Below are 26,457 nucleotides of genomic sequence, written 5' to 3'. Positions count from 1 at the left end.
GATTGATAACAATGAAAAGAAAAATAAAAGCGCCATTCGTGGCAGGCGCTTGTGGTCTTCTATTGTCTGCAGGTTCTGCGTTGGCAGCCGATCCTTCAGAGACTATTACAGTGAATGCCAGCGCGAAAAATACTGACACAACGGCTGGCGATCCGTCTGTGTCGAGTTCTCAGAGCGCCAGCGTCGGCGTGCTCGGCAAACGTGATGTGCAAAATACGCCGTATTCCATACATTCAGTGCCGGAAGACATCATCACCCGCCAGCAGGTCAAGAGCCTCAAAGACGTCTACAAGTATTTGCCGTCAGTGCAGGGGGACGGCGCGCGCCCACAGACCCGTGGGATCCAGGGCAGTGTCGTGCAAAACTCAATGATCGACGGCCTGAATGTGGTGTCGACAACCGATTATGCACCGGAACAGTTCCAGCAAATTGAAGTGCTGAACGGGCTTGCCGGTTCGCTGTACGGCCCCGCAAACCCGGCGGGGATGTTTAATTTTGTCTCTAAACGCCCGGGTTACACCACCAAAAACAGCCTGACGTTAGGGATGGGAACCGGCATTTCCGGACTGGGGGCGCTGGATTTAAGCGGGCCTTTAGATGCCGGCGAACGGGTGCGTTATCGCCTGAATTTGCTCAATGATCAGGGGGGAAGCTATACCTCTGGTAGCACGAAAAAACGCCAGCTCGCCAGTCTGGCACTGGATTTCCAGCTATCTGACCAGACGGTGCTGGAAACCAATTTCAGTTATTACCGTTTTGTGGATAAAGGGTTGCCAGGCACGTTTGCGCTGGCCAGCGGTGTTGCATTCCCGAAAGCGATGAACCCGACGCAGCGTAATCTTGGGCAAAGCTATGCCGGTGACGACAACCACACCAGCACGTACAGCGCCCATCTCAAACATGATTTCGACGGTAACTGGCAATCGGATATCGGTATCTTGCATCAGGTTGCCGATCGCCAGTCGACTGCTGTGACGAACACGATGACCGATAACAAAGGGAATTATAAAACCACGGTATCCAGCGCGACGGCTACGCGTTTTGTCATCAATAGCTATATGGCGACGCTCAACGGCACGGTGAATACCGGCTGGCTGCAACATGATTTGTCATTGGGTATGCGTGGATTTGTCTGGAAAAACTATAACCCGATCCACGGTGGTACGGCGACGCTGGGCAGCGGAAATATCAACGATCTGCAACATTTCGCCGAACCGGATTATCCGGATTTCTCCAATCGTTATGAATCTGCCGCCAGTACGCAGCAGGCGTATTCAGTGGCTGATACGCTGACCTTTACACCGAAATGGAGCCTGTTGTTGTCGGGCAGTGAAAGCTTCCTGAGTTCAGCTAACTACGCAAAAACCCGTCAGCGTACCAGTGATTCCAATGACAACGGCTTTAGCGGCTCTGCCAGCCTGATGTACAAGCCGGTTGATAATCTGACGCTGTATACGACTTATGCCGACAGCCTGCAGCAGGGCGACGTTGCGCCTGCCGGAGCCGTCAATGCGGGGCAAATCACTTCGCCTTACCGCAGCAAACAGGTTGAAGTCGGCAGCAAATTGCGGGTCGGCAAGACGAATCTCTCTGCGGCGTTATTCCAGATCGACCGTCCGTTTGCTTACACACTGTCGGACGGCGAGTTTGCTGAAGACGGTAATCAGCGTAACCGCGGGCTGGAGCTGATGGCCGACGGGAATGTCAGCCGCGATGTCCACATCTACGGCGGTGTGACGTTCCTCGATCCCAAACTGCGCGATACCGCGTCGGCATCCAGTGATAACAAACAGATCGTCGGTTTGTCCCGTGTGACCGCAAACCTGCTGACCGTCTGGAGCGTGCCGCAGGTTCAGGGGCTGGATCTGGATACTAACGTGCATTACGTCGGCAAACGCCCGACGGACAACGCCAACAATAACTGGGTCGGCAGTTACGCCGTGTTTGATGCGGGCAGCAGCTACCGCACACGTCTGTTCAATACCAATACGACGTTCCGTTTTGACCTGACTAACCTGACGAACCGCCATTACTGGACCAACATTGTTCCTGGCGCGCTGAGTGGTTACAGCGGTGCGGGCAATGCGAGCGCTCAGCTCGGGGCACCGCGTATGGCGCAGGTTTCTATGCAACTTGAGTTCTGAGGATATCCGATGAAATTACCGACACGTTTGATTCTGGCCGGGGCACTGAGCCTGCTTAGCCTGAGCGGTTACAGTGCAACCCGTGAAGTGACGGATGATGCAGGTAAACCGGTGATTTTGCCCGCTAAAGTGGAGCGAATTGCCGATGCATGGTATGCGCACCATTCTTTGCTGATGACGCTGGGCGCAGGAGGGAAGATCGTCGCCACGGTCAATCATCCGGAAAGCCAGCCGTGGATGTTTTTGATCCAGCCATCGCTGAATCAGGCGCTGTCGGTAAAAGGTACGACGTTCAATGTCGAAAGTCTGTTGGCAAAAAAAATGGATGTGGTGTTTGTCAGCGCTGGCAACCGGGATGCCGTGGCCCTGCGGCAGGCAGGATTGCCCGTGGTTGAAATGAAATTTACCGATTTCGATTCGATGAAGCATTCCCTGCGCACTACGGCGCAGGTGCTGGGAACGCCACAGGCTATGCAGCGTGCTGAAGATTACATTCATTATCTGGACGAAAATCTTCAGGCCATCCGTGCGAAAACGGCAAGTCTGACGCAACAACAGCGCCCCCGGGTGCTGCACATTCAGTCGCTCAATCCGCTCAAAGTGGATGGCAGCGATACCCTGATTGACCAGTGGATCCGCGCGGCGGGTGGTCGTAATGCTGCCGACGGGCTGAAGGGAAATATGCAGCCGGTTTCTGCCGAACAACTGCTGGCGTGGCAACCGGATGTGATCATTCTGGCCGCCAGCGCCGGAGATATTTCAACCTCGGCCTATGCCAGCCAGTTTGCGCTGCTGGATGCGGTGAAAGCAGGGCGAGTGTGGCGAAATCCGGCAGGCGTTTTCCCCTGGGATCGCTACGGTACCGAAACGGCATTACAAATCCAGTGGGTAGCGCAAAAACTGCATCCGCAGCTTTTCCCGGATCTGAATATTGTGCAGGCTACGCAGGATTTCTACCGCCGGTTCTTTGATTATCCGCTGACGGCAGAGCAAGCGGGGAAGATTATCGCAGGAGAGTTTTGAGCGTTAAATCAGGCTGGGATATTTATTTTTCCGGATGTCATTTTTTCAAGGTTTTCGCCCCTGATGCAGAGATACACTTCCTGCGTGCATGAGGATGCATGCATAAGATTGTTGACGAGTGTCAACATGTGATTATACTACAGTCACAGGAGGCCAATGAAGGCGCATCCTAATAAGCATATTCACGCAGCCGTTGAATATGCAATTTCTAAAGGCTGGCATTTTGTCGCTGGCGGCAGCAGTTCACACTGCTTCGGGCGGGTTCGTTGCGGTATTCCTGCACATCGCGAACATATGATGAGCATCTGGTCTACCCCGCGAAATCCGGAGAATCATGCCGCGCAAATTATCAGAAGGGTCGATCATTGTTCTCCTGATAAGACATAACACTAAGGCGGGAAACCGCCTTTTCGGTAATCTTCTGGACAACGAGGTTCTGTGGCACCTTTCAACTTCACGCTGACGCTCTCAGGCGTTACATCCGGGACAGAAAAACTGGAAGATGCGCTCTTTGAGAGCGGCTGCGATGACGCATTGATTTCTTTCTACGGTACCTCGGTCTATCTTGAGTTTGACCGGGAAAGCACTTCATTCGCAAAAGCGGTGCTGACGGCGATTCGGGATATTGAATATGCGGGCCTTAATGCGCGTGTCGAATCAGTCGATTCGGCTCTGGTTGGGCTCAGCGATATTGCGGAGTTGACGGGGCTGACCCGTCAGTCGGTGGCATTGCTGAAAGATGGATCTCGTGGATCCGGCAATTTCCCTAGTCCTGTTCAGCGGATTAAAGGAAACTCACCGCTCTGGCGCTGGAAAAGCGTGGTGGATTGGCTGGTCGGAGAGGGAAGACTGTCTGCCGGGGATCCTCGGGTGGAAGGCTCCCGCATCCTGGAAAATATCAATCTGGCGCTACAGTTACGTTCTTCTTCTGAGCCCAAACAGGTCAGGCAATTTGCACACCTGCTTGAGCATCAGAATGAAATTACTGATTTTTAATCAGTACTTATAACGCTTCCGCATTCAGCGCTGCATTGATTGCCGCCGCGACGCCGGTTGGATTTTCCCACATCATCGAATGGCCCGCCTGAGGCACCACGGCGGTATGCACCCCATGCTGCGGTAAAATCGCGACGTCAGGCTCCGGCAATGAAAACTCGCCAAACAAAACGGTGGCGGGCATTTTGAGATGATAAAGCTGCTCGCGCCACGAAACAGGTTCGCCACTGACCAGCCCGACGGCTTGCCGGTGGATTGCCAGCGCTGATGCCACGCTCATTGATCCCGCCCAGACAGGATCATTGCTGCGTACGGCGACATTGATCAGGTGCGCATGGCCTTTTGCCAGATACTCTTCTTCTGAATATTCTGCGACCGCACGGCTAAATATCCCACCGCCGGCATCGAGATTCGGCTCTGCGACAATCAGGCGCTGAATCAGGTCCGGGCGCTGTGCCGCCACCATAATCGCAATGCTGCCGCCCATGCTATGACCGATTAAATTGACCTGTGGTATACCCAGGCTTTCGAGCAATGCGATGACGCAAAGGGCGTGATCCTGCAGGCTGTAGCTGAAATCCTGCGGTTTATCACTGAAGCCTGAACCGGCTAAATCCAGTAAAAATGAGCGACGCGGGCGCAGCGAAGCATCGGTGGCGACGCGTGGAAAATCGCAGGAAGCCGCGCATCCCAGACCATGAATAAAGACCAGCGGAACACCCAGCCCTGATAACTCATGGAAACGTAAGATCATTTCCGTTCCGGGTACTTTGAAAGATTTCATCTCAGTCCTTTGTTAACTGCTTAAGTGCAATCTGCGGATTATAGGCAGGATTTATCCGGGCAGCAGTACAAAAAACAACGAAACGAACTGAGTCACGGTTTTTACGGCGAAGTGAAGTCAGGACTATTGACCGGACTGCTAATTAAAGTGAGATTTAAGGTCACACGGGAAGAAAGGGATCAAGAAATGCAAACTGAATGGTTGTCGGTGGTCAGTATTGGTGTCGCACTGTTGCTGGGGGCGATGAGTCCGGGGCAAAGTTTTGTTCTGGTCGCGAAAACGGCGGTGTCGTCGTCGCGACGCGACGGTCTTGCCACTGCTTTGGGGATGGGGGTCGGCTGTGCGATTTTCTCCGTGATCGCGCTTTCCGGTTTACATTCTATTCTTCTGACCGTGCCATGGCTGTATAAGGTGTTGAAAGTGGGTGGGGGAATTTATCTGATTTATCTGGCTGTGCAGATGTTTCGCGGTTCGCATAAAAGCCTGCAGGTAGATGTGGCAGGATCTGCCGAAATTGGTTTCAGAAAAGGCTTTGGTTTCGGTCTGCTGACACAGCTGTGTAACCCGAATACGGCCATCGTGCTGGCGGGGGTTTTTGCCGCGCTGCTTTCGCACCATATTCCGGTTTATCTTTATATTGTGCTGCCCGTTCTGGCATTCGCCATTGATACTTTATGGTATGCGTTTGTTGCCTATGTGTTGTCTTCCGCCCGCCCGCGCAATGCTTACTTGCATTACAAACATACTCTCGATCGCGCCAGCGGCGGGATTATGGCGCTGCTGGGCATTAAACTCATTTTGTCTAAATAATCGCCGATCAAACCCTGTGCAACCGCTAATTTGGCTTAAGGTATTTAGACTGTGAAAATTTCTTTCACAGGCTCTTTCCATCGTACCGACAAGTGATAGCATGGAACTCTTGCTCACTTTATGGATTTATCTGATGGTCAGGTTAGGCGGTTGTGTGGCGGCGGTTTTGTTGCTGGCGTCGTTTTCAGCATCAGCGGTTACGCAGTATCAATGTGTATTAACCCATCATACGCAGTCCGATGATGGTAATGATGTTTCCGAAGTTGTGAATAAAAATGCGCAAGTCTACGACGCGGGAAATACGTTCAGCTTCTCCCCGGATGGCAGCAAAATGGTCACCAGCCCTGAGCTGACGGATATCATCGGTAAAGATAACCAACCAATGAAAGCCGGTGCGCAAGATAACCTGATGTATATCCATGTAAAAGACAGTTTTGTGGTGGCTACACAAACCGAAGGGTACGTCTACGGTGATTGTGTTAAATATAAAGGCAAATGAAAGCCGTTATATCCCGCACCGAAGGGCGCTGATTCTGCCTGCTGCGCCCTGCAATAAATAGAAACACTCCTGCCATTTCATTAGCACACTTCTTATAGTCGCCTGTTGCACGACGGGCTATCCTTGCGCACTTTTCCAATCCCGAATTTTTTTCATTTTACGCCCGCTTCAAGAAGCAGACAAAAAAGGTATTTGCCCGCTTATGGCCTTACTTAACGACGAAATCCGCGACCATACCGCCGAGTCCGTCCTTTTCGTTCGTCGTGCCGTGATCGCATTTCTGGTCGTGATCCTCCTGTCGTCTGCACTGGTGTTCAACCTGTACCATTTACAGGTGGGCATGCATGATTTTTATCAGACCCGGTCGAATCAGAATGATATAAAAATGCTGCCGATCGCTCCGAGTCGTGGGTTGATCATGGATCGCAATGGTGTCGTGCTGGCGCAAAATATTACCCTGTACCAGCTTCTGGTGATCCCCGGTAAAGTGCCAGATCTTAAAGCCACGCTGGAAGCTTTAAAACCGATTGTCGATCTGACGCCAGACGATATCACCAACTTCCATGATGCCATGCTCCATGGCCGCCGTTTCGCACAGATCCCATTAAAGCTGGCGCTGACAGATGTGGAAGTCGCCCGCTTTTCCGTGAATCAGTTTGATTTTCCAGGTGTCTCCATCAGCACTTATCAGCAACGTCGTTATCCTTACGGTGCTGAGCTGGCGCATGTCGTGGGCTATGTTTCTAAAATAAATGATAAAGATGCCAAGCGGCTCGATGCTGAAGGCATTGCGGAGAATTACGCGGCTGACCACGATATCGGTAAGCAGGGCGTTGAAAAGTATTATGAAAACATTCTGCATGGTCGCACCGGCTATCAGGAAGTCGAAGTGGATAACCATGGGCATGTGGTGCGTTTGCTGAAAGAAGTACCGCCTCAGGCCGGACAAAATATCTATCTGACGTTGGATCTGGGTTTACAGCAATACATCGAAAAAGTGCTGAAAGGCCAGCGCGCAGCCGTTGTGGTGATGGATCCGCGCGACGGGGGGATTAAAGCAATGGTATCCAGCCCGAGTTATGATCCGAACCCGTTCGTGAACGGTATTTCCAGCAAAGAATACAGCGCGCTATTGAAGAACCCGGACTTGCCACTGATCAACCGTGTGACGCAGGGGCTCTATCCTCCGGCTTCAACGGTGAAACCGTTTATGGCAACCTCAGCGCTGTTTGAAGGGGTGATCACTCCGCAAACGACATTCTTTGGTGCACCGACATGGACATTACCGGGAACCACACGCCATTATCGCGACTGGCTGAAAACAGGCCATGGCCTGCTGAATGTGACCAAAGCGATCGAAGAGTCGGCGGATACTTTCTTTTATCAGGTTGCGTATGAAATGGGGATCGACCGTATTCATACCTGGCTGAGCAAATTTGGCTACGGGCAATCCAGCGGTATTGATCTCGACGAGCAATATAACGGTGTGCTCCCAAGCCGGGAATGGAAGCTAAAAGTCCACAAGAAAGGATGGTTCCAGGGCGATACCGTTTCAGTGGGTATCGGCCAGGGCTACTGGGTCGCAACGCCGATTCAGATGGTGCGTGCGCTGAGTGCGCTGGTGAACAACGGTAAACTGGAAACGCCGCATCTGCTGTATTCATCAAAAAGCGGTAAAGTGATCACGCCTTATAAAATGCCGCCGACACAGCAGATTGCTGATCCCAAATCGCCCATCTGGGGCATTGTGAAAAACGGTATGTTCGGAATGGCAAACTTCCCGAACGGTACAGGTTATAAGCTTTTCCATACGGCGCCTTATCAGATTGCGGCCAAATCCGGGACATCACAGGTTTTCAGCCTGCGTGAGAATCAGGTCTATAACGCCAAAATGACGCCGGTTCGCTTGCGTGACCACATCTTCTATACGGCGTTTGCACCTTATAAACATCCTACAGTAGTGATGGCGCTGATTATGGAAAATGGCGGCGGTGATGGCGTTGTGGCCGGGCCAACAGCCCGTGCGATCCTGGATCATATTTTCCTGCCGCCGCAGGCGACGACGTGTGATCCGGCGAAAGCCGATAATCCGGCAGACTGCGAACAGCCGGCCCCTGCGCCTAATTCGCTGGGCTTTAGTGAACATTAAGACGGGTGCTTGTTCACCCGCTGCTGATGAATACCAACCATGAGCACACGCGTCAGTTCATGTATTGCTGACAGAAGCCGACCGGGCAATGTATGCCCACAAGCAACAGCGAAAGAAAGCAGTGCTTAACCACTGACGCGGTATCCGGGCTGGTATGTCATAAAATGGAGACAGCCGGAAGTTTTACTGTCTCCATTTTGAGACATTTAACGCTTTGATTTTAAATGATTAAATTAAGTTAAGTTAAAAGTGTTGGGTTGTGGCGACAGTGTGAGTGTTTTTTCATCGGTAAAAATGCGTTGTGCATATGTCTGAAAATAATTTTCAATAAAAATACTCTTTTAATACATGCATATAAAATTTATATTTTAATGTTGGCATGTATTCTGCTAGATTATGGCAGTTGCTCATTCACCTGATTATGATTGGCTCACGCGAAAGCGTTGATATGCTCATAATGTCCGAATGACGCCAAAGAAACGGTGCCTATCGTTCACCTGACCGATAATCGTTGCGCAAGCACGTTATCAAGCATCGAACGACACGTTGAGTGAGGCACCACCTCTTCCAACCTCCTGAATATCCTTTTGGGTATTCAGGAAGTTAATTCTGCGAACCCCCCTCCTGCCCCTTATCGCTATCACTTCCTCTGTGGCACTGGCTGTTCAAACCGTTGTCAGCTAGCATGACTTTATCTGTGGTCAATGAGATGAATGCGTTGAAAAGAGGACGTTTATTCCCCGGTTCTTTACGTCAGCTGGTGCTGATGGCTTTCCTGCTGGTTCTGTTGCCATTGCTGGTGCTGGCCTATCAGGCTTATGACAGTCTGGATCAACTAAGCCGCCAGGCGGCGCGGATCAACCGCACCACGCTCATTGACGCACGCCGCAGCGAATCGATGTCCAGCATTGCACTGGAGATGGAACGCAGCTACCGCCAGTATTGCGTACTTGATGATCCGACGCTCTTTCGCCTCTATCAGAATCAGCATAAACAATACGCGCAGTTGCTGGATGCTCACGCCGCAGTATTGCCCGATTTACGCTATTACCAGACGCTGCGCACGCTGCTGACACAACTCACGGAACCCACCTGCCGTAATAACGCCCCCGATGCTGACTCATCTGCGCGCCTTGAGAATTTCTCCCGTACGAATGCTGAAATGGTGCAAGCCACCCGCGAAGTCGTGTTTTCACGCGGCCAGCAGCTGCAGCATGCTATTGCCGAACGCGGCCAGTTTTTCGGCTGGCAGGCGCTGGTGCTTTTTCTGCTCAGCGGCGCGCTGGTCGTCTTGTTCACCCGCATGATTATCGGCCCGGTTAAGGGCGTAGAGCGTATGATCAACCGGCTGGGTGAAGGACGCAATCTGGGGGATGTGATGCGTTTTAAAGGCCCGCGTGAAATCCGTTCTCTGGTTCAGCGCATCGTCTGGCTGAGTGAACGTCTGGCCTGGCTGGAGTCGCAGCGTCATGAATTTTTGCGCCATATTTCACATGAGCTGAAAACTCCGCTCGCCAGTATGCGCGAAGGCACCGAATTGCTGGCGGATGAAGTTGCCGGCCCGCTGACGCCGGATCAAAAAGACGTGGTGGCGATCCTCAATAACAGCAGCCGCCATTTACAAACCCTGATTGAACAGTTGCTCGATTACAACCGCAAACTGGCGGATGCGCCCACGCTCAGCGTGGCCGTCAGCCTTAACGCACTGGTCGATGATGTTGTCGCAGCTAACAGCTTGCCGGCCCGCGCCAAAAAGATCCGCACTGAAGTGTCAGTCGAGGCGCCGCAGTGTCTGGCAGAGCCCACTTTGCTCAAGCGGGTACTGGATAATCTCTATTCCAATGCGGTGCACTACGGGGCCGAATCCGGTACTATTTGGGTCCGCAGCCGGGAAGAAGCAGGGCGGGTGATTATTGAGGTGGCGAACACCGGAACCCCGATCCCGCAAGCTGAGCATGCGATGATTTTTGAACCTTTTTACCAGGGTAGCCAGCAAAGAAAAGGGGCTGTAAAAGGCAGCGGTCTGGGATTGAGCATTGCTCAGGACTGCATTCGCCGTATGCATGGAGAGCTGCAACTGGTTGCCGTTGAGGATGCGGACGTATGTTTTCGCATTGAATTACCCCTGACGGCTGAGAAGAAATAATAATGATGCTATTTGCAGGCGGGTGCGACCAATGAGCGCATTCACCCTAATGACCCAAATTACCGCCCGCCTGGTGCGGGCTGTACTGCGCAAACGGGCCCTCCTGGTGAGCGTACCGCTGGTGCTGGCGGGCTGTGTGTCACATTCCGCCGACAACCGTTACTACCAGCAGGTGTCTGATCAGATTGTGCCGGACAGCAAAGTCATCGACTTTCGCATTGCGCCTTGTGAAACCCTCTGGACACTTGATGACAGCGAAGCCATGAGTAACTCTCTTTACTGGCTACGGGCGATGGACTGCGCCGATCGCATGAGCGATGCCCAGGCGCGATTCCAGGCACAACAGATCCCCGCGACCCGCTGGGATCAGGTGTTTAAACAAAGCATTTTGCTGTCGGGAGCTGATCCCGATCAGCAGCAGCGCCGTACGTTGCTGGCCAAAGTGAGTGAATATCGTGGCCAGATGCCGGGGCAGATCCGGCCGCTGGTGCAGTTGTGGCGTGAACGCCAGAATCTGCAGGTGGTGCTGGGCGATGAAAAAGCCCGCAATGCCCGTCAGCAGGCAGTGAATGAAGAGAAAATTCAGACAATGGCCGCCGGGCAGGTGGTGCTGGAAAACAATCTTGCCGATACGCGCCGCAAGCTGGAAAACCTGACTGACATTGAGCGTCAGCTTTCCTCACGCAAGCAGATTCAGGGCGATTTGCCGGATAACGACGCCAGCACCGCCGCGAAACCGACGTCTGTGAATGCGGTGAAACCTTCTGAGACCTATACGCCTGCTAAGGATCAAAACGCAAAATGACGTTACGCAAAGCTGCCAGCTTGCTGCTGGTTGATGACGATCCCAGCCTGCTAAAGCTGTTGGGCATGCGGCTTACCAGTGAGGGGTTTCGTGTTACGACGGCGGAAAGCGGCGCTGAGGCACTGCGCGTGCTACATCGTGAACGTATCGATCTGGTATTGAGTGATTTACGCATGGATGAAATGGATGGTATGGCGCTGTTTGCTGAGATCCAGAAATTTCAGCCCGGCATGCCGGTGATCATTCTGACGGCTCACGGTTCTATCCCAGACGCCGTTGCTGCCACGCAGCAGGGAGTATTTAGTTTTCTGACTAAACCGGTTGACCGTGATGCGCTGTATAAAGCTATCGATGAAGCGCTGGCGCAGTCCAGCCCTTCTGCTGATGAAAGCTGGCGTGAGTCGATCGTTACCCGCAGCCCGCTGATGTTGCGGTTGCTGGAACAGGCCAACATGGTGGCACAGTCCGACGTCAGTGTACTGATTAACGGCCAGAGCGGGACGGGGAAAGAAGTGCTGGCGCAGGCGATTCACGGTGCCAGCCCGCGCGGCAAGAAAGCTTTTATCGCCATTAACTGCGGCGCTTTGCCGGAACAGTTGCTGGAGTCTGAATTATTCGGCCACGCTAAAGGCGCATTTACGGGCGCGGTGAGCAGCCGGGAAGGGCTGTTCCAGGCGGCAACGGGCGGCACGTTATTTCTCGATGAAATTGGCGACATGCCGCTGTCGTTACAGGTAAAACTGCTGCGTGTATTGCAGGAGCGCAAAGTGCGCCCGCTCGGCAGCAATCAGGACGTGGATGTTGATGTGCGGATTATTTCCGCTACGCACCGTGATTTGCCCAAAGCAATGGAGAAAGGCGAATTTCGCGAAGATCTGTTCTACCGGCTTAATGTGGTGAGCCTGAAATTGCCGACCCTGAGCGAAAGGGCGGAAGACATCCCGCTGCTGGCCAACCATTTGCTACGCGTTGCGGCACAGCGGCATAAACCTTTTGTCCGCAGTTTTTCCACGGATGCGCTGAAACGGCTGATGGCCGCAGGTTGGCCGGGAAATGTACGCCAACTGGTGAACGTGATTGAGCAGTGCGTGGCGTTGACTTCCGCGCCGGTGATCAGCGAAGCGCTGGTACAACAGGCGCTTGAAGGGGAAAACACCGCGTTGCCGACGTTTGCGGATGCGCGTAATCAGTTCGAACTGAATTATTTGCGTAAATTGTTGCAAATCACCAAAGGCAATGTCACTCAGGCTGCCAGGATTGCCGGGCGCAACCGCACCGAATTTTACAAGTTGCTGTCACGCCACGCGTTAGAAGCGACCGATTTTAAAGAGTAACGGGAATTTACTTTCAGAGGCTTCGGGTACATTCCTGCCGCTGAACTATGATACCTTTAGCGCCTTCGCATGCCTCAGGCATCCGAAACCAGACTGTGAACCATGCTGCCGCTCAGGAAGGCGGAGAGCAAACGAATGATTATAAGGGTCCGCCATGAAAAAGATTGATGCGATTATCAAGCCATTCAAACTCGACGATGTCCGTGAAGCACTGGCCGAAGTTGGGATTACCGGGATGACTGTGACCGAAGTGAAAGGCTTTGGCCGTCAGAAAGGTCATACTGAGCTGTACCGTGGTGCTGAATACATGGTCGATTTCCTTCCGAAAGTGAAAATCGAAATTGTTGTTGCGGATGACATTGTGGATACCTGCGTGGAAACAATAATGACCACTGCGCAAACCGGTAAAATCGGCGACGGTAAAATCTTCGTATTCGACGTGGCGCGTGTGGTACGTATCCGCACCGGCGAGCAGGACGAAGAAGCAATCTAATATTTTCTCATAGCCGGTAGCCTGAGCTCACCGGCTTTGAACCCCTCCGTAGTTCTCCTTCCTTTCCCTTCTCATCTTGTTATACCAACCCGTTTTTATACAAATCCCTCATTAATCCTCTGTTTTTTTCGCGCTTTTACTCTTAATACTTTCGATTTGAACTGTCGGTTTTCTATTTCCGGATAACCACAAAAAATGCTATTTGTTGTGTTTTTGTAAAGTTTGTGGGGTTTTTATTGTGACTTCATTGAAAAAATGAGAGTAAAATCACATTTGTTGTTATACCAGTTCAAATAACTTGTCAGATACGTTGTAGTCACCGACTAAAACAATTCAGGGTGAAAGTACCTGACAGCCGGACTGGTGTGGATTGATCTTCCGTTGATCGTGGTTTTCACACCCATTCAGAAGGCTTTGCAATGTCACAACAAGAAAAACCCATACGCATTTCCCGGCGCGTATTTTTAGGGGGCGCATTAGCCGCGCTTTCTGTTCCCCTGATGAACAAACTCCTGCTCAGCCCGGCCTACGCAGCACCCGTCGCCGGATTGTCTCAGGCCAAACAGGATTTCACTCAACTTTCACAGTATCTGACCGGCCATGACCAGCTGGATCCGGCTCTTTCTGAACGCTATTACCAGACCATGTTGCAGCTGTACCCGGATTTTACTGCTCAGGTTCAGGCATTACAGGCGTTTGTCTCGGCAAATCATATTGACGCCGCCAGTCTGCAAAAAGCGCTCGATGCGCAGCAGCCCGCACTGGCGAAATTGCCACGCAGCATCTTGCAGGCGTGGTATCTCGGCGTGGTCGGTGACGGCAAACAGGCCGTCTGTCTGGCTTATGAAAATGCCCTGATGAATGTCGCGGTACGCGATCACCTCAATCCGCCGAGCTATGCCTACGGCGCTTACGGTACCTGGGCTAAACAGCCTGCCTGAAAATAACGTTCAAAAAGGGTTAAGCAATGAGTGAACAACTTTCTGCCGATGTCGTTGTTATCGGCTCGGGGATCTGCGGCTCGCTGGTCGCACAGCGTCTGGCAAAACAGGGCTTATCGGTCATTATTCTTGAATCCGGGCCGCGTATTGATCGCGGTACGCTCACTGAGAACTTCCGTAATTCGCCGCGCAAAAAAGACTTTATGTCACCGTACCCGTATTCAGACTGGTCGCCGCATCCGGTTTATAAACCCGAAGATAATGATTACCTGCAACAGCAGGGGCCATATCCGTTCCCGGCAGAATATATCCGCATTATGGGCGGCACCACCTGGCACTGGGCGGCGCAGGCGTGGCGCGTGTTGCCTAATGATATGAAGATTAAAACGCTCTACGGGGTCGGGCGTGACTGGCCGTTGTCGTACGAGGAGCTGGAACCGTTTTACTACGAAGCTGAAGTTAAAATGGGGGTATCCGGTGCACCCAACAATGGTTCACCGCGCACGCAGCCGTTCCCGATGGAACCGGTGGCGGAATCCTGGTTGCAACAACGTTTTCGTGAACGTCTGGCACCGGGCGGTTATGACGTGATCGTCAATACTACCGCGCGTAACAGCCGCAATTATGACGGACGTCCTGCCTGCTGTGGCAATAATAACTGCATGCCGATTTGTCCGATCGATGCGCAATACCACGGCGGCATCGCGGCACAGGCTGCCGAAGCCGCGGGCGCAAAACTGATTACCAGTGCAGTGGTTTACCGCCTGGAACATGACGAAAAAGGCCGCATTGTTGCTGCACATTATTACGATCCGGATAAGGGTGAGCATAAAGTTACGGCGAAAAACTTTGTTCTGGCGGCTAACGGAATTGAAAGCCCGAAACTGCTGCTGATTTCCGCCAGTGATAAATACCCCGACGGGCTGGCAAACAGCTCTGGCACTGTAGGGCGCCACCTGATGGATCACCCGAGTAACTCACTGACTTTTGAAACAGAGGAGCCGCTGTGGGCAGGCCGTGGACCGATGAGCCCGGCGTCTATCAATAGCTTGCGTGATGGTGATTTCCGCAAAGATTACGCCTCATTCCGTATTGATATCGCCAACTCTTCGCAGGTGCAGTCCGTGACGCAGGATCTGCTGGCCGAAGGTGTTTACGGCATTAGTCTGGACAATGAAATCCGTCGCCGCGCATCGCATCAGACCAGCCTGAAAAACGTGATGGAACAGTTACCGAACTACGATAACCGCATCATTCTCAGCGATAAAAAAGACAAACTGGGCATCCCGAAACCGGCGGCAATTTACCACATGGACGATTACGTGCATCGCGGTATGGCGCGAGCCGTGAAAGAGTACACCGAGATTGCCAGGTTAATGGGCGGCACTAATTTGCGTTTCAGTAAGCCAGGCGTTTACGGCAATAACCAGCATATTACTGGCACGATGAGCATGGGGCATGACCCGAAAGATTCCGTGGTGGATGCGTTCGGGCGTACGCACGACCATGAAAATCTGTTCATCACCAGCACCGGTGTTATGCCGACGTCGGCCACGGTCAATTCTACGTTGACCGCCGTCGCACTGGCGCTACGCACTGCTGACCATCTTGCCAAAACTGCGCTATAGGCTGACTGACATGACTCTGAATCGTTTATCTCAAAAACGTCTGACGGGCGTGCTGCTGGCCTTTGGCCTGAGCCTGACCGCGGGTGTGGCGCACGCGACATTATCCCCGGAGCAGGATGCGTTGATCAGGAAAGGTGAATACGTCGCGGTGGCCGGTGACTGCGTGGCCTGCCACTCGACCGAAGGCGGCAAGCCGTTTGCAGGCGGGCTCGGGCTGGCGACGCCGCTGGGCACTATTTATTCGAGCAATATCACGCCATCGAAAAAGGACGGTATCGGCAATTATACGCTGGAACAATTTGAACATGCAGTGCGTGACGGCGTGCGCGGCGACGGTGCGAATTTGTATCCGGCCATGCCCTACACTTCTTACGCCAAAATCAGTGATGACGACATGAAAGCGCTATACGCCTATTTTATGCAGAGTGTACAGCCGGTTGATGCGCCTTCAACGCCAACGGCGCTGCCGTTCCCGTTCAATATCCGTTTGTCGATGGCAGGCTGGAATTTGCTGTTCCTTGATAAAGGCGTGTTCAAATCCGATCCGGCAAAAAGCGAGCAGGTAAACCGGGGCGCGTATCTTGGCGAGGCGCTGGAACATTGCAGCACCTGCCACACGCCACGTAACGCACTGATGGCGGAGCAGGGGGATAAAGCGCTGAGTGGCAGCAGCCTGGGCACCTGGTATGCGCCGAACATTACTCCGGATACGGTTAGCGGTATTGGCAACTGGAGTACTGATGAAATCGCCGGTTATCTGAAAACCGGACATGCACCGGGCAAAGCGCAGGCAGCAGGGCCGATGGCCGAAGCTATCGACCACAGCTTAAGCCATCTCAGTGACAGTGATTTGCAGGCAATTGCGGTCTGGCTGAAGCAAACCACACCGGTCAGCCAGGAAGGGCAGGCGAAAGCGGCGGATCAGTTCGGCACACCGGCGAATTATGTTGATAATCTGCGCGGCGTTCCACGCCCGGCAGATGCCGATAAAATGACCGGCTGGCAGGTGTACGACGGCTATTGCGCCAGTTGTCATCAGCCTGACGGGCGTGGCAGTAAAGATGGCGGGTTACCTTCGCTAATCAATAACACCGCGCTTGGCCACCTGAACAGCGATAATCTGGTGATGGCCATTTTGCATGGCGTGCAGCGAGGGGCTGAAAGTAAAGATGTGGCGATGCCCGCTTTTGACCATTTGCTGTCAGATACGCAGATCGCTACGCTCAGTAACCAGTTGTTGCAGCAGTTCGGTAACGATCAGGCTAAAGTTACGTCTGAACGGGTGAAAGAATTGCGTGCGGGCGGTAAGCCTTCGCCGTTGCTGGAACTGGCGCACTGGGGAATGGGGATTGCGGGACTGGTCGTTATCCTGCTGATTGCACTGTTCTTTGTGCGTCGTCGCCGTCATTAATTTATACTGAGACAGTAAGCGTAAAGGCTGGCATTGTGTGCCAGCCTTTTCTTTTTCAACGGCTATCAGATGACTTTATGCGGGCCGAAGCATTCGTAGTGAACGTTGGCTTCGGCAATGCCCAGTGCCAGCAGTTGTTTTGCGGCAAACTGCATGAAACCCACCGGGCCGCACAGGTAGAAGTGCATCGCCGGATTGCTGATTTTATCGCTGACTTTGCTCAGATCCATCAGCCCCTGATACTGGAACTTATTTTCTGGTGAAAAGCCACCGGGTAAATCGCTTTCCTGCGGCTGGTTATACCAGACATGGCTTTCCAGCTGCGGGAGTTGTGTCTGTGCGCTTTTCACTTCACCGGCAAACGCATGAACCGCGCCATTTTCGGCGGCGTGCAGCCACTGAACCGGCGCTTTATGGCCGCGCTGCGCCAGCGTGCTGAGCATACCTAACATCGGTGTCTGGCCGACACCGGCGGAAATCAGCGCGACCGGCGTGGTTTCGCTGACGTCCATGAAGAAATCACCGTGCGGCGCGGCGAGATGAATAATGTCGCCCGGCAGCGCAAAGTTATGCAGGAAATTAGAAACCGCGCCCTGACCTTCACGTTTTACCGCAATACGGTACGTTTTACCGTTCGGTGCCTGCGTCAGGGAATACTGACGGATTTCCTGATTTTCCAGTGATGCGTCACGGATATACACGGCCAGATACTGCCCCGGCTGAAAATCCGCCACCGGCTTGCCATCGACAGGTTCCAGCAGGAAAGAGGTAATCAGTTCGCTTTGCGGCTGTTTCTCCGCAATACGGAATTCACGGGTGCCGCTCCAGCCACCGGTTTTTTCGGCGCTTTCTTTATAGATTTCCGCTTCGCGATTGATAAATACACCCGCCAGCACGCCGTAGGCTTTACCCCACGCATCCAGCACTTCCTGACCCGGGCTGAACATTTCATCCAGCGTTGCCAGCAGGTGTTCGCCGACAATGTTGTACTGCTCCGGCTGAATGATAAAACTGGTGTGTTTCTGCGCGATGCGTTCCACAGCGGGTAAAAGCGCCGCCAGATTTTCGAGATTCGCAGCATAAGCGCAGATGGCGTCAAACAGCGCCTGACGCTGATCGCCATTACGCTGATTGCTCATATTGAAGATGTCTTTCAGTTCAGGGTTGTGCGCGAACATGCGATCGTAGAAGTGAGCCGTCAGTTTCGGGCCGGTTGCCGCGAGCAAAGGAATAGTGGATTTAACGGTTGCGATAGTTTGTGCATCTAGCATAGTGAACTCCTTCCTCTTCGTCCTTGAAACTGCTGCTGCGTTAGCTGCCCTCAATAATCCGAATCACTGACTCAGGTCAGCTCATCGGAATTCTTTCGATTGCCGCCTTGCCGTAGCTCCCATGACTTTGAGGTTATTTAGAATGAAAAGTAATAACATGTATTTTAAATACATCTTATATAAACCCCCTATTTCTGTAAACACCCCCTAAAGAGGTACGGGTAATTTCCGGTGCGGGATATCTCACAAAGCTGAAATTTGAACATGTTCAGGTGAATAAAATTCCCTTGATTATGGGCAGAGGTTCGCAGATCAAAGCCTTGCTGCATCTGGAGCCAATCGTTTGCTTAAAAACCTGAAACTGACCCTATCCGAAGGCCGCCTAAACATTTACACTGTTGCGCAGAACCCGTAAGGGGCGTTTATTTTAGTTTGTTGAGTCAGGAGATGCGGATGTTAAAGCGTGAAATGAACATTGCCGATTATGATGCTGAGCTGTGGGCAGCAATGGAAAAAGAAGTTGTTCGTCAGGAAGAACATATCGAGCTGATTGCGTCAGAAAACTACACCAGCCCGCGCGTGATGCAGGCTCAGGGTTCGCAGCTGACCAACAAATATGCCGAAGGCTATCCGGGCAAACGTTATTACGGTGGTTGTGAGTACGTCGACATCGTTGAACAACTGGCTATCGACCGTGCAAAAGAATTGTTCGGTGCTGATTTCGCTAACGTTCAGCCACACTCCGGCTCACAGGCTAACTTCGCGGTTTACACCGCATTGCTGCAACCGGGCGACACCATTCTGGGGATGAACCTCGGGCACGGCGGTCACCTGACGCACGGTTCTCCGGTCAACCTGTCCGGTAAGCTCTATAACGTGGTGCCTTACGGCATCAACGAAAGCGGCGACATCGACTATGACGACGTTAAGCGTCAGGCCGAAGCACACAAACCAAAAATGATCATCGGCGGCTTCTCAGCCTTCTCCGGTATCGTTGACTGGGCAAAAATGCGTGAAATCGCAGACAGCGTTGGTGCGTACTTCTTCGTCGATATGGCACACGTTGCCGGTCTGATTGCTGCGGGCGTTTACCCGAACCCGGTTCCACACGCACACATCGTCACGACCACCACGCACAAAACGCTGGCTGGCCCTCGCGGCGGTCTGATTCTGGCGAAAGGCGGCAGCGAAGAGTTCTACAAAAAACTGAATTCTGCCGTATTCCCTGGCGGCCAGGGCGGCCCGCTGATGCACGTGATTGCCGGTAAAGCGGTAGCACTGAAAGAAGCGATGGAACCTGAGTTCAAAGCGTACCAGCAACAGGTTGCTAAAAACGCGCAGGCGATGGTTGCTGTGGTTCTGGAACGTGGCTACAACGTGGTTTCCGGCGGTACGCACAACCACCTGTTCCTGATGGATCTGGTCGATAAAAACCTGACCGGTAAAGAAGCCGATGCCGCTCTGGGCCGCGCGAACATCACCGTGAACAAGAACAGTGTGCCAAACGATCCGAAGAGCCCGTTTGTCACTTCTGGTGTACGTATCGGTACGCCTGCTGTCACCCGTCGCGGCTTCAAAGAAGCTGAAGTCCGTGAACTGGCTGGCTGGATCTGTGACGTGCTGGACAACGTGAACGACGAAGCGACTATCGAACGCGTTAAACAGAAAGTTCTCGATATCTGTGCACGCTTCCCGGTTTACGCATAATATTTGCGGAGCCGTTGAGCTGCTAAAACCCGCTACGGCGGGTTTTTTTATGGGCATGTATCAGAATTTGTGAGCTGGCAGACATTACGGGAGTCGGAATGCGTCTGCGGATTGCTAGCGATTGTGAGCTTTGTCAAAGTATTGGCCTCACACCGGAGGATTTATGGAATTGCGTTCCACGCGCTGGCTTGCACTCAGTTATTTCACCTATTTTTTCAGTTACGGCATTTTTCTTCCCTTCTGGGGCTTATGGCTAAAAGGCGAGGGGATTTCCTCCGAAAGCATCGGCCTGTTGCTCGGTGCCGGGTTAGTCGCCCGTTTTCTCGGCACGTTAATTATCTCTCCGTCGATTAAAGACCCGTCTCATCTCATTACCGGCCTGCGTATTCTGGCCTTGCTCACGCTGGCGTTTGCCGTCGGGTTCTGGTTTGGCAACGGCTGGGCGTGGCTGATGATCAACATTGCCGGTTTCAGCTTATTTTTCGGGCCGTTAGTGCCGCTGACCGATGCTTTAGCGGGCACGCTGCAACGCCAGATCAATATGGATTACGGCAAAGTGCGTGTCTGGGGTTCGATTGCGTTCGTCATCGGATCAGCGGTGACCGGCAAGCTGGTCGAGGTTTACGGCCATAACGCGATTTTGTATACGCTGACGGCAGGTATCGCAGCGATGCTGCTCGGCATGTTATTGCGCCCGAGCGTGAAACCGGTGGGTGAACCGCGCGAAAGCGGCGCGCCGACCATTTCATGGAAAGCGTTACTGGGCGAAAAACCGGTCTGGCGGTTCCTGCTGTGCGTCACGTTATTGCAGGGGGCGCACGCGGCGTATTACGGATTCAGCGCGATTTACTGGCAGGACGTCGGCTATTCCTCAACGACCATCGGGTATTTATGGTCGCTGGGCGTGGTGGCGGAAGTTCTGGTCTTTACCTTCAGCCATCAGCTGTTCCGGCGCTGGTCGGCGCGGGATTTGCTGTTGTTGTCGGCGGTATGCGGTGTGGTCCGCTGGGGCATGATGGGGGAATTTACCGCGCTGCCGTGGCTGATCGTGGTTCAGATCCTGCACTGCGGCACGTTCACCGTTTGCCATCTGGCGGGTATGCGTTTCATCGCTTCGCGTCCGCGCGATCAGGTGATCCGGTTGCAGTCGGTTTATTCCGCGCTGGCGATGGGCGGCGGCGTGGCCATTATGACGATGGTTTCCGGCTTCCTTTTCGAGCATCTTCACGCCGGATTATTCTGGGTGATGGCGCTGCTGGCGGTTCCGGCGATTTTCCTGCGCCCGAACGTCACACCTTCAGCACCGGCTGAGACAGCCAGCTAGGGCGCTTCGAGCAGCGAGCGGATACGTTTTCGCTGCTCTTTCGCCAGCGGCAGCTGAGTGTGGATGACTAAAGGATCGGCGTCGGTGCTGCGGATGGCGTAAGGCGTGACAATCATCGCCACGCCGCCCGGCGCGCCGAACTGATAAAAATCCGCCAGCGTCTGATACTTGATATTGAGCGGCAGCAGCGTGGCTTCGCGCAGTTGTTGCTCGACCGCTTCTTCCAGTTGCGGATTGTCGTGCGTCAGCAGCAAAATCTGTTTTTCCTGTAAGGCATTCCCCTGCATCAGCCAGGCACCAAACGTAATTGCCACCAATCCGATTTCATCTTCTGAAAGGCTGATCAGATATTCGTGTTCAAACCCTTTCAGCGCCTCACGGGTTGTCCTCACCAGGCGCGGATACATCCGGTTTACTTCTTCCTGCATCAGATTATCGATACCCAGACTGAAATGGCAGCGCTCAATCGCCGGGCCGAGATGGGCGAAAAGTTGCCCAACCAGCCCTTCGTAGCTGCTAAATTTCATACCAGCGACTTCCTGAAAGCTTGCCACCATATTTTCAACTTCCAGCCGCAGACGCTGATCTTCCGTTGAACCGGAACTCTGATAGCTGTGATTTTTTAACATGCGCAGCATCAGGGTGAAAAATTCGCATTCGCCGTCATCCAGCAAACCATTGCTGAGGCTCTGCAACTGAATAAAAATCTCACGTGCCGCCGGGTATTCCGGTTTTTCACGCAACCAGCGCCGCTGCTGTTCGGTGAAATGTAAGCCGGTGGGCCGGTCGTTTTGCCATAAACAATACTGCAGGCAAATCTGCATCAGCTGGCGGTCGTGCTGGCTAAGCGGCTTTGGCAGCAGTGCGGTGCCGTCCTCAACGATCATGCCCAGGATATCCGTTCGTAGTACCGCTTTAGGGCAAGACTGGCCTTCAAAAGCGATGTGCAGCCACGGGATAAAATGGCGGGAAACAAAATCAGGAGAAATGCGTAATGTGCGGCGCAATCCCTGAAACAGGCACAGCCGCTGGGCGAGCTGATCGCCCTGGATCCGGCACTCTCTCTCGCTGTACTGCAATACATCCAGATGATGGATCCGCTGGATTTCGCAGGTGACTTCGGCCAGATCTTCCCACGTTGTACATAATCCGACGCCGTTAATTTCGCTGATGATCTCCAGTTGAACCGCCGTCAGCGGCGCGTACAGCATCAGCAACACGTGGCACCGGCGTTGCGTAGCGGAAAGCGCAGGAGAGGGCTGTTTTTCTGGAGTCATATCACCTTCTGTAACTGTTTAGCCTGAAATTATTAGTCAAGCATAGCAAAGCGAAAGCCTGCAATATGGCGCGGGTATTGGGTTTTACTCCGGCTTACAACTCAGATCACAGATATTTTTGACGACCGCTTAAATGCACAGCAAAATGCTGTTACTTAGTAACAATATGAAGGCGCTTTACAGGGAGATGACCTTGAACAAAGCCAGGAACCGGCCTGTTTTCCGTTGTGCAAAATGGCTGGGTTTAGCGCTCATGTGCCTGCCAGCCAGCGTGCTGGCGCATCCGCACAGTTTTATTGATATGCAGACCACGCTGGTGGCGGACGCAACGTCGCTGACCGGGCTGAAAATGGTCTGGACGATGGACGAAATCACCTCCGCCGATCTGCTGTATGACGCGAAAAATGCTAAAGCGGGATCGGAGGTCTGGAAGAAACTGGCGGCAGAAGTCATGGCACGGGTGCTCAGCCAGCACTATTTCACCGATTTCTACCGCGAAGGCAAACCGATGAAATATCTCGATCTACCCAGTGAATATGCGCTTTCCCGCAAAGGCGATCAGGCGGTGCTGGAGTTCGTGCTTCCGCTGGCGCACCCGCAACCGCTGGCGGGTAAACCGATGCAGTTTTCGACCTTCGATCCCTCCTATTTTGTGGATATGACGTACAAAGACAAAAACGCGCTGCACCTTCCGCCGGATCTGGAAAAACGCTGCACGCTGGCGCTGTTTACCCCGAAACCGGACGCCTCGCTGCAAAGCTATGCGTTGTCGCTGGATAAGGCCGATGCGCCGCCGGAAGACATGGATCTTGGTCAGCAATTTGCCCAGAAGGTCACGCTCGAATGTCATTAATTTCAACCCCACCGAAAACCTTCTCCTGGCGGGATTTATGGCCGCTGGTGGTATTTACGATCCTGCTGGCGGGCGGGGCGTTTGCGCTGTTCCACTTCTGGCCGCGAATTCTGCTCAGCAGCATTATCTGGCAGCGGGATTTGCATCAGGAACTGGCGGGGCTTTTGCGGCAGGTGAAAGAAAATCCGTTACAGGCAGGCATGACGCTGGCGGGTTTCAGCCTGATTTATGGTGTGGTTCACGCCATCGGGCCGGGGCACGGAAAAATCGTTATCACGACCTATCTGGCAACCCATCCGTCACGCCTGAAAAACAGCCTGAAACTGACGTTTGCCTCCGCCATTGTGCAGGGGTTGGTGGCGATTTTACTGGTCAGCGTGGTGCTTGGTGTCTTGCAGCTTTCTTCACGCCAGCTTCATCAGAGCAGTTTCTGGATGGAGCGGGGCAGTTTCATTCTGGTGATTTTACTTGGGTTGTTGCTGTGCTGGCGGGCACTTAAACGGGTCTGGCAGACGATCAAACGTTTGCAGCCAGCACCGGCCATGCGCATTAACCGCCTTTCTCCGCTGGGCGCTCAGCCGCATGTTCATGACGAACACTGTGGCTGCGGGCATCAGCACGTGCCGAGCGATCAGCAGCTTCAGGCGGGCGGTGATTTACGCACGCAAATCGCGATTGTGCTGGCGATGGGGCTGCGTCCGTGCTCCGGCGCAATCATGGTTCTGCTGTTCTCCAAAGTGATCGGCGTTTACAGCTGGGGCGTGATTTCTGCCATCACGATGGCCATCGGTACGTCGCTGACCGTGTCACTCATCGGCGTACTGGTTTTTTACAGCCGCTCACTGGCGGTGAAACTGAGCGCAAGCCGGACGCCTGCCGCGTGGCAGCGCATCGCCTGGTCTTTGCTGGCACTGACCGGCGGGATTGTGTTGCTGGTGGTGGGTATTTTGCTCTTCAGCACCGGCGGCGGTGATGTTTCTCCGATCACCGGCGGGCCTTTCGGGCGTTAATCTTCTCGCTGCCAATCCTGAACCGCAGACATAAAAAAACGGACGCCCAATCAATGGACGTCCGTTTTTTCTGGGTCTTACGACCCGAAACCGACGAAATTAACGCTTCAGCGCTTCGCTCAGTTCATCACGCATGGTCATCAGAATACCTTTAACGACGCGTGGATTACCGGCAACGATGTTACCGGAAGAGAAATGGTTGTGGCCGCCAACGAAGTCAGTCACAACGCCGCCTGATTCACGAACCAGCAGTTCGCCACCGGCGAAATCCCAGGGCTTCAGGGCGATTTCGAAGAAGCCGTCAACGCGGCCAGCAGCGACGTAAGCCAGATCCAGCGCAGCAGAACCGGTGCGACGAAAATCTGCACATTCGGTGAACAGTTTGCCCACGACGTTCATGTAGCTTTTTGCGTGTTGTTTGGCTTTGAACGGGAAACCGGTCGCCAGAATGGTGCCGTCGAGATCTTTCGCGTTAGTGCCGCGCAGACGGTAACCGTTCAGCTGTGCGCCCTGACCACGGGTTGCGGTGAACAGTTCGTTGCGCATTGGATCATAAACTACCGCGACTTCAGTGCGGCCTTTGATGCGCACGGCGATAGAAACAGCGAAATGTGGGAAGCGTTTAACGAAGTTGGTGGTGCCATCCAGCGGGTCGATAATCCATTGTACATCTTTGTCTTCGCCTTCCAGCTCGCCACACTCTTCACTGATGATGGTGTGTTTTGGGTAGGATTTGCGAATGACATCGATAATCATGTGTTCTGCATCGCGATCTACATTGGTAACAAAATCGTTGGTACCTTTTTGAGTAGCTTCTACAGAGTCTGGCGTTTCGTAATGTTTGGCAATCAGGTTACCGGCCTTGCGCGCAGCGCGCACGGCGATGGTGAGCATCGGATGCATGGATATCTTCCAACTAGGATGTTAAAGAACGGGAATACGGGAAACGGCGCGCAGTATAGCAGGGGTTCTGAAAATTAACTACCGTTGTGTTAGGCTGTTATGATTTTCCGTCTGCCCAGAGTTTGTATGCTGCCTAATATCCGCATTGTCTTAGTTGAAACGTCCCACACCGGTAACATGGGTTCTACTGCCCGTGCCATGAAAACGATGGGCTTATCAAGCCTTTATCTGGTGAATCCGCTGGTGAAACCTGATTCTCAGGCCATCTCTTTGTCCGCCGGTGCCAGCGATGTGATCGGCAACGCCACCATCGTTGATACGCTGGATGAAGCCCTTTCTGGTTGTAGCCTGGTGATCGGCACCAGTGCGCGTTCCCGTACGTTGCCGTGGCCGATGCTTGAGCCGCGTGAATGCGGTGAGCACAGCGCCAAAGCGGCACAAACTGCGCCGGTTGCGCTGGTCTTCGGGCGCGAACGCGTCGGGCTGACCAACGAAGAACTGCAAAAATGTAACTATCATGTCTGCATTCCGGCGAACCCCGAATACAGCTCGCTGAATCTGGCGATGGCCGTGCAGATTATTGCGTATGAAGTTCGCGTTGCACATCTGGCTTTGCTGGAAGCTGCCACACCGCAGGTGGAATACGAAGAATCGCCGTATCCGCTGGTCGACGATCTGGAACGTTTTTACCAGCATCTGGAACAGACGCTGCTGGAAACTGGCTTCATTCGTCAGGCACATCCGGGTCAGGTAATGAGTAAATTACGCCGTCTGTTTACCCGTGCGCGACCTGAATCTCAGGAATTGAACATCCTTCGCGGCATTCTGACGTCGATTGAAAAGACTCATAACAACAAAGAATAAGCCTGTTTTGGGGGTTATTAAGACGTTTTTTGTTATGTGAATCATTGTGTTGTAATGCCTTCATTCGTGGAGGCAAAAACGCCTG

Annotated in this window: 23 protein-coding genes; 19 read left to right on the top strand and 4 right to left on the bottom strand. The window is 53.2% G+C overall.

Translation table 11 applies throughout. The annotated features are described in order from the left end of the window. Positions 1-11: 11 nt before the first annotated feature. The 4 genes from CWS43_RS07975 to CWS43_RS07960 all read left to right on the top strand — a co-directional run bounded on the left by CWS43_RS07975 (position 12) and on the right by CWS43_RS07960 (position 4,163). Positions 12-2,144: a TonB-dependent siderophore receptor gene (locus CWS43_RS07975; protein WP_101076382.1), complete on the top strand. Its 2,133-nt coding sequence runs from the start codon at positions 12-14 to the stop codon at positions 2,142-2,144. A gap of 9 nt (positions 2,145-2,153) precedes the next feature. Beyond that, positions 2,154-3,167, top strand: a complete 1,014-nt coding sequence (locus tag CWS43_RS07970) for an ABC transporter substrate-binding protein (protein ID WP_101076381.1) — start codon at positions 2,154-2,156, stop codon at positions 3,165-3,167. Positions 3,168-3,323: 156 nt separating this feature from the next. Continuing rightward, on the top strand, positions 3,324-3,554 hold the full coding sequence (locus tag CWS43_RS07965; RefSeq protein ID WP_101076380.1) for a hypothetical protein: 231 nt from the start codon (positions 3,324-3,326) through the stop codon (positions 3,552-3,554). A 51-nt stretch (positions 3,555-3,605) separates the two neighbouring features. After that, positions 3,606-4,163 (top strand): DNA-binding protein, encoded by a 558-nt coding sequence (locus CWS43_RS07960; RefSeq protein ID WP_101076379.1) that lies wholly within the window; start codon positions 3,606-3,608, stop codon positions 4,161-4,163. A 7-nt stretch (positions 4,164-4,170) separates the two neighbouring features. Here the strand turns inward: CWS43_RS07960 and CWS43_RS07955 are convergent, their stop codons facing one another. Further along, positions 4,171-4,917 carry an alpha/beta fold hydrolase gene (locus CWS43_RS07955; RefSeq protein ID WP_232776765.1) on the bottom strand — a complete coding sequence of 249 codons (747 nt, stop codon included), beginning with the start codon at positions 4,915-4,917 and terminating at the stop codon, positions 4,171-4,173. Between the two features lie 216 nt (positions 4,918-5,133). On the opposite strand from CWS43_RS07955, the gene CWS43_RS07950 reads away from it, so the two are divergent. From CWS43_RS07950 to CWS43_RS07905, 10 genes are all read left to right on the top strand, one after another. After that, on the top strand, positions 5,134-5,757 hold the full coding sequence (locus CWS43_RS07950; protein WP_101076377.1) for a LysE family translocator: 624 nt from the start codon (positions 5,134-5,136) through the stop codon (positions 5,755-5,757). A 100-nt stretch (positions 5,758-5,857) separates the two neighbouring features. Continuing rightward, positions 5,858-6,256 (top strand): hypothetical protein, encoded by a 399-nt coding sequence (locus tag CWS43_RS07945; protein WP_232776752.1) that lies wholly within the window; start codon positions 5,858-5,860, stop codon positions 6,254-6,256. A gap of 202 nt (positions 6,257-6,458) precedes the next feature. Continuing rightward, positions 6,459-8,405 carry a penicillin-binding protein 2 gene (mrdA, locus tag CWS43_RS07940; RefSeq protein ID WP_101076376.1) on the top strand — a complete coding sequence of 649 codons (1,947 nt, stop codon included), beginning with the start codon at positions 6,459-6,461 and terminating at the stop codon, positions 8,403-8,405. A 709-nt stretch (positions 8,406-9,114) separates the two neighbouring features. Continuing rightward, on the top strand, positions 9,115-10,551 hold the full coding sequence (locus CWS43_RS07935) for a HAMP domain-containing sensor histidine kinase (RefSeq protein ID WP_101076478.1): 1,437 nt from the start codon (positions 9,115-9,117) through the stop codon (positions 10,549-10,551). Positions 10,552-10,582: 31 nt separating this feature from the next. Further along, positions 10,583-11,356 carry a two-component system QseEF-associated lipoprotein QseG gene (qseG, locus tag CWS43_RS07930; RefSeq protein ID WP_232776749.1) on the top strand — a complete coding sequence of 258 codons (774 nt, stop codon included), beginning with the start codon at positions 10,583-10,585 and terminating at the stop codon, positions 11,354-11,356. After that, entirely contained in the window at positions 11,353-12,690 is a 1,338-nt protein-coding gene (gene glrR / locus CWS43_RS07925) for a two-component system response regulator GlrR (protein WP_101076375.1), read from the top strand. Before qseG ends, glrR begins: the two co-directional genes overlap by 4 nt. Positions 12,691-12,844: 154 nt before the next feature. Then, positions 12,845-13,183 (top strand): nitrogen regulatory protein P-II, encoded by a 339-nt coding sequence (gene glnB, locus CWS43_RS07920; protein WP_013574351.1) that lies wholly within the window; start codon positions 12,845-12,847, stop codon positions 13,181-13,183. A gap of 419 nt (positions 13,184-13,602) precedes the next feature. Further along, on the top strand, positions 13,603-14,124 hold the full coding sequence (locus CWS43_RS07915) for a sorbitol dehydrogenase family protein (RefSeq protein WP_101076374.1): 522 nt from the start codon (positions 13,603-13,605) through the stop codon (positions 14,122-14,124). Between the two features lie 26 nt (positions 14,125-14,150). Then, entirely contained in the window at positions 14,151-15,752 is a 1,602-nt protein-coding gene (locus CWS43_RS07910; RefSeq protein WP_101076373.1) for a GMC family oxidoreductase, read from the top strand. A gap of 10 nt (positions 15,753-15,762) precedes the next feature. After that, positions 15,763-17,163: a cytochrome c gene (locus CWS43_RS07905; RefSeq protein WP_101076372.1), complete on the top strand. Its 1,401-nt coding sequence runs from the start codon at positions 15,763-15,765 to the stop codon at positions 17,161-17,163. Positions 17,164-17,228: 65 nt separating this feature from the next. On the opposite strand, the gene hmpA is transcribed toward CWS43_RS07905, so the two are convergent. Then, positions 17,229-18,488 (bottom strand): NO-inducible flavohemoprotein, encoded by a 1,260-nt coding sequence (gene hmpA / locus CWS43_RS07900; RefSeq protein WP_255414153.1) that lies wholly within the window; start codon positions 18,486-18,488, stop codon positions 17,229-17,231. 399 nt (positions 18,489-18,887) lie between these two features. Between hmpA and glyA the strand changes: the two genes are divergently transcribed. Both glyA and CWS43_RS07890 read left to right on the top strand, forming a co-directional pair. Beyond that, the gene (gene glyA / locus CWS43_RS07895) at positions 18,888-20,141 is read left to right on the top strand and encodes a serine hydroxymethyltransferase (protein WP_101076370.1); all 1,254 of its coding nucleotides are present in this window, start codon (positions 18,888-18,890) and stop codon (positions 20,139-20,141) included. Between the two features lie 163 nt (positions 20,142-20,304). Next, a complete protein-coding gene (locus CWS43_RS07890; RefSeq protein ID WP_101076369.1) occupies positions 20,305-21,465 on the top strand; it encodes a 3-phenylpropionate MFS transporter in 1,161 nt (386 codons plus the stop codon). On the opposite strand, the gene csiE is transcribed toward CWS43_RS07890, so the two are convergent. Continuing rightward, entirely contained in the window at positions 21,462-22,742 is a 1,281-nt protein-coding gene (gene csiE / locus CWS43_RS07885; RefSeq protein ID WP_101076368.1) for a stationary phase inducible protein CsiE, read from the bottom strand. The two genes, CWS43_RS07890 and csiE, sit on opposite strands and share 4 nt — an antisense overlap. 145 nt (positions 22,743-22,887) lie before the next feature. Between csiE and CWS43_RS07880 the strand changes: the two genes are divergently transcribed. Next, positions 22,888-23,595, top strand: coding sequence for a DUF1007 family protein (locus CWS43_RS07880; protein WP_369825851.1), 708 nt, complete (start codon positions 22,888-22,890; stop codon positions 23,593-23,595). Continuing rightward, on the top strand, positions 23,586-24,605 hold the full coding sequence (locus CWS43_RS07875) for a nickel/cobalt transporter (protein WP_101076367.1): 1,020 nt from the start codon (positions 23,586-23,588) through the stop codon (positions 24,603-24,605). The genes CWS43_RS07880 and CWS43_RS07875 overlap by 10 nt, the downstream gene beginning before the upstream one ends. A 99-nt stretch (positions 24,606-24,704) precedes the next feature. Here CWS43_RS07875 and suhB read toward each other — a convergent pair whose 3' ends face one another. Next, positions 24,705-25,508 carry an inositol-1-monophosphatase gene (gene suhB / locus CWS43_RS07870; protein WP_101076366.1) on the bottom strand — a complete coding sequence of 268 codons (804 nt, stop codon included), beginning with the start codon at positions 25,506-25,508 and terminating at the stop codon, positions 24,705-24,707. 126 nt (positions 25,509-25,634) lie between these two features. Between suhB and trmJ the strand changes: the two genes are divergently transcribed. Continuing rightward, on the top strand, positions 25,635-26,372 hold the full coding sequence (gene trmJ, locus CWS43_RS07865; protein ID WP_101076365.1) for a tRNA (cytosine(32)/uridine(32)-2'-O)-methyltransferase TrmJ: 738 nt from the start codon (positions 25,635-25,637) through the stop codon (positions 26,370-26,372). The last annotated feature ends 85 nt before the right edge of the window (positions 26,373-26,457 follow it).

It is taken from the genome of Rahnella sp. AA (genome assembly GCF_002834385.1).
Taxonomy (GTDB): domain Bacteria; phylum Pseudomonadota; class Gammaproteobacteria; order Enterobacterales; family Enterobacteriaceae; genus Rahnella.
The sequence above is the reverse complement of the archived record's forward strand: the minus strand, read 5'-3'. Positions and strand labels throughout refer to the sequence as shown.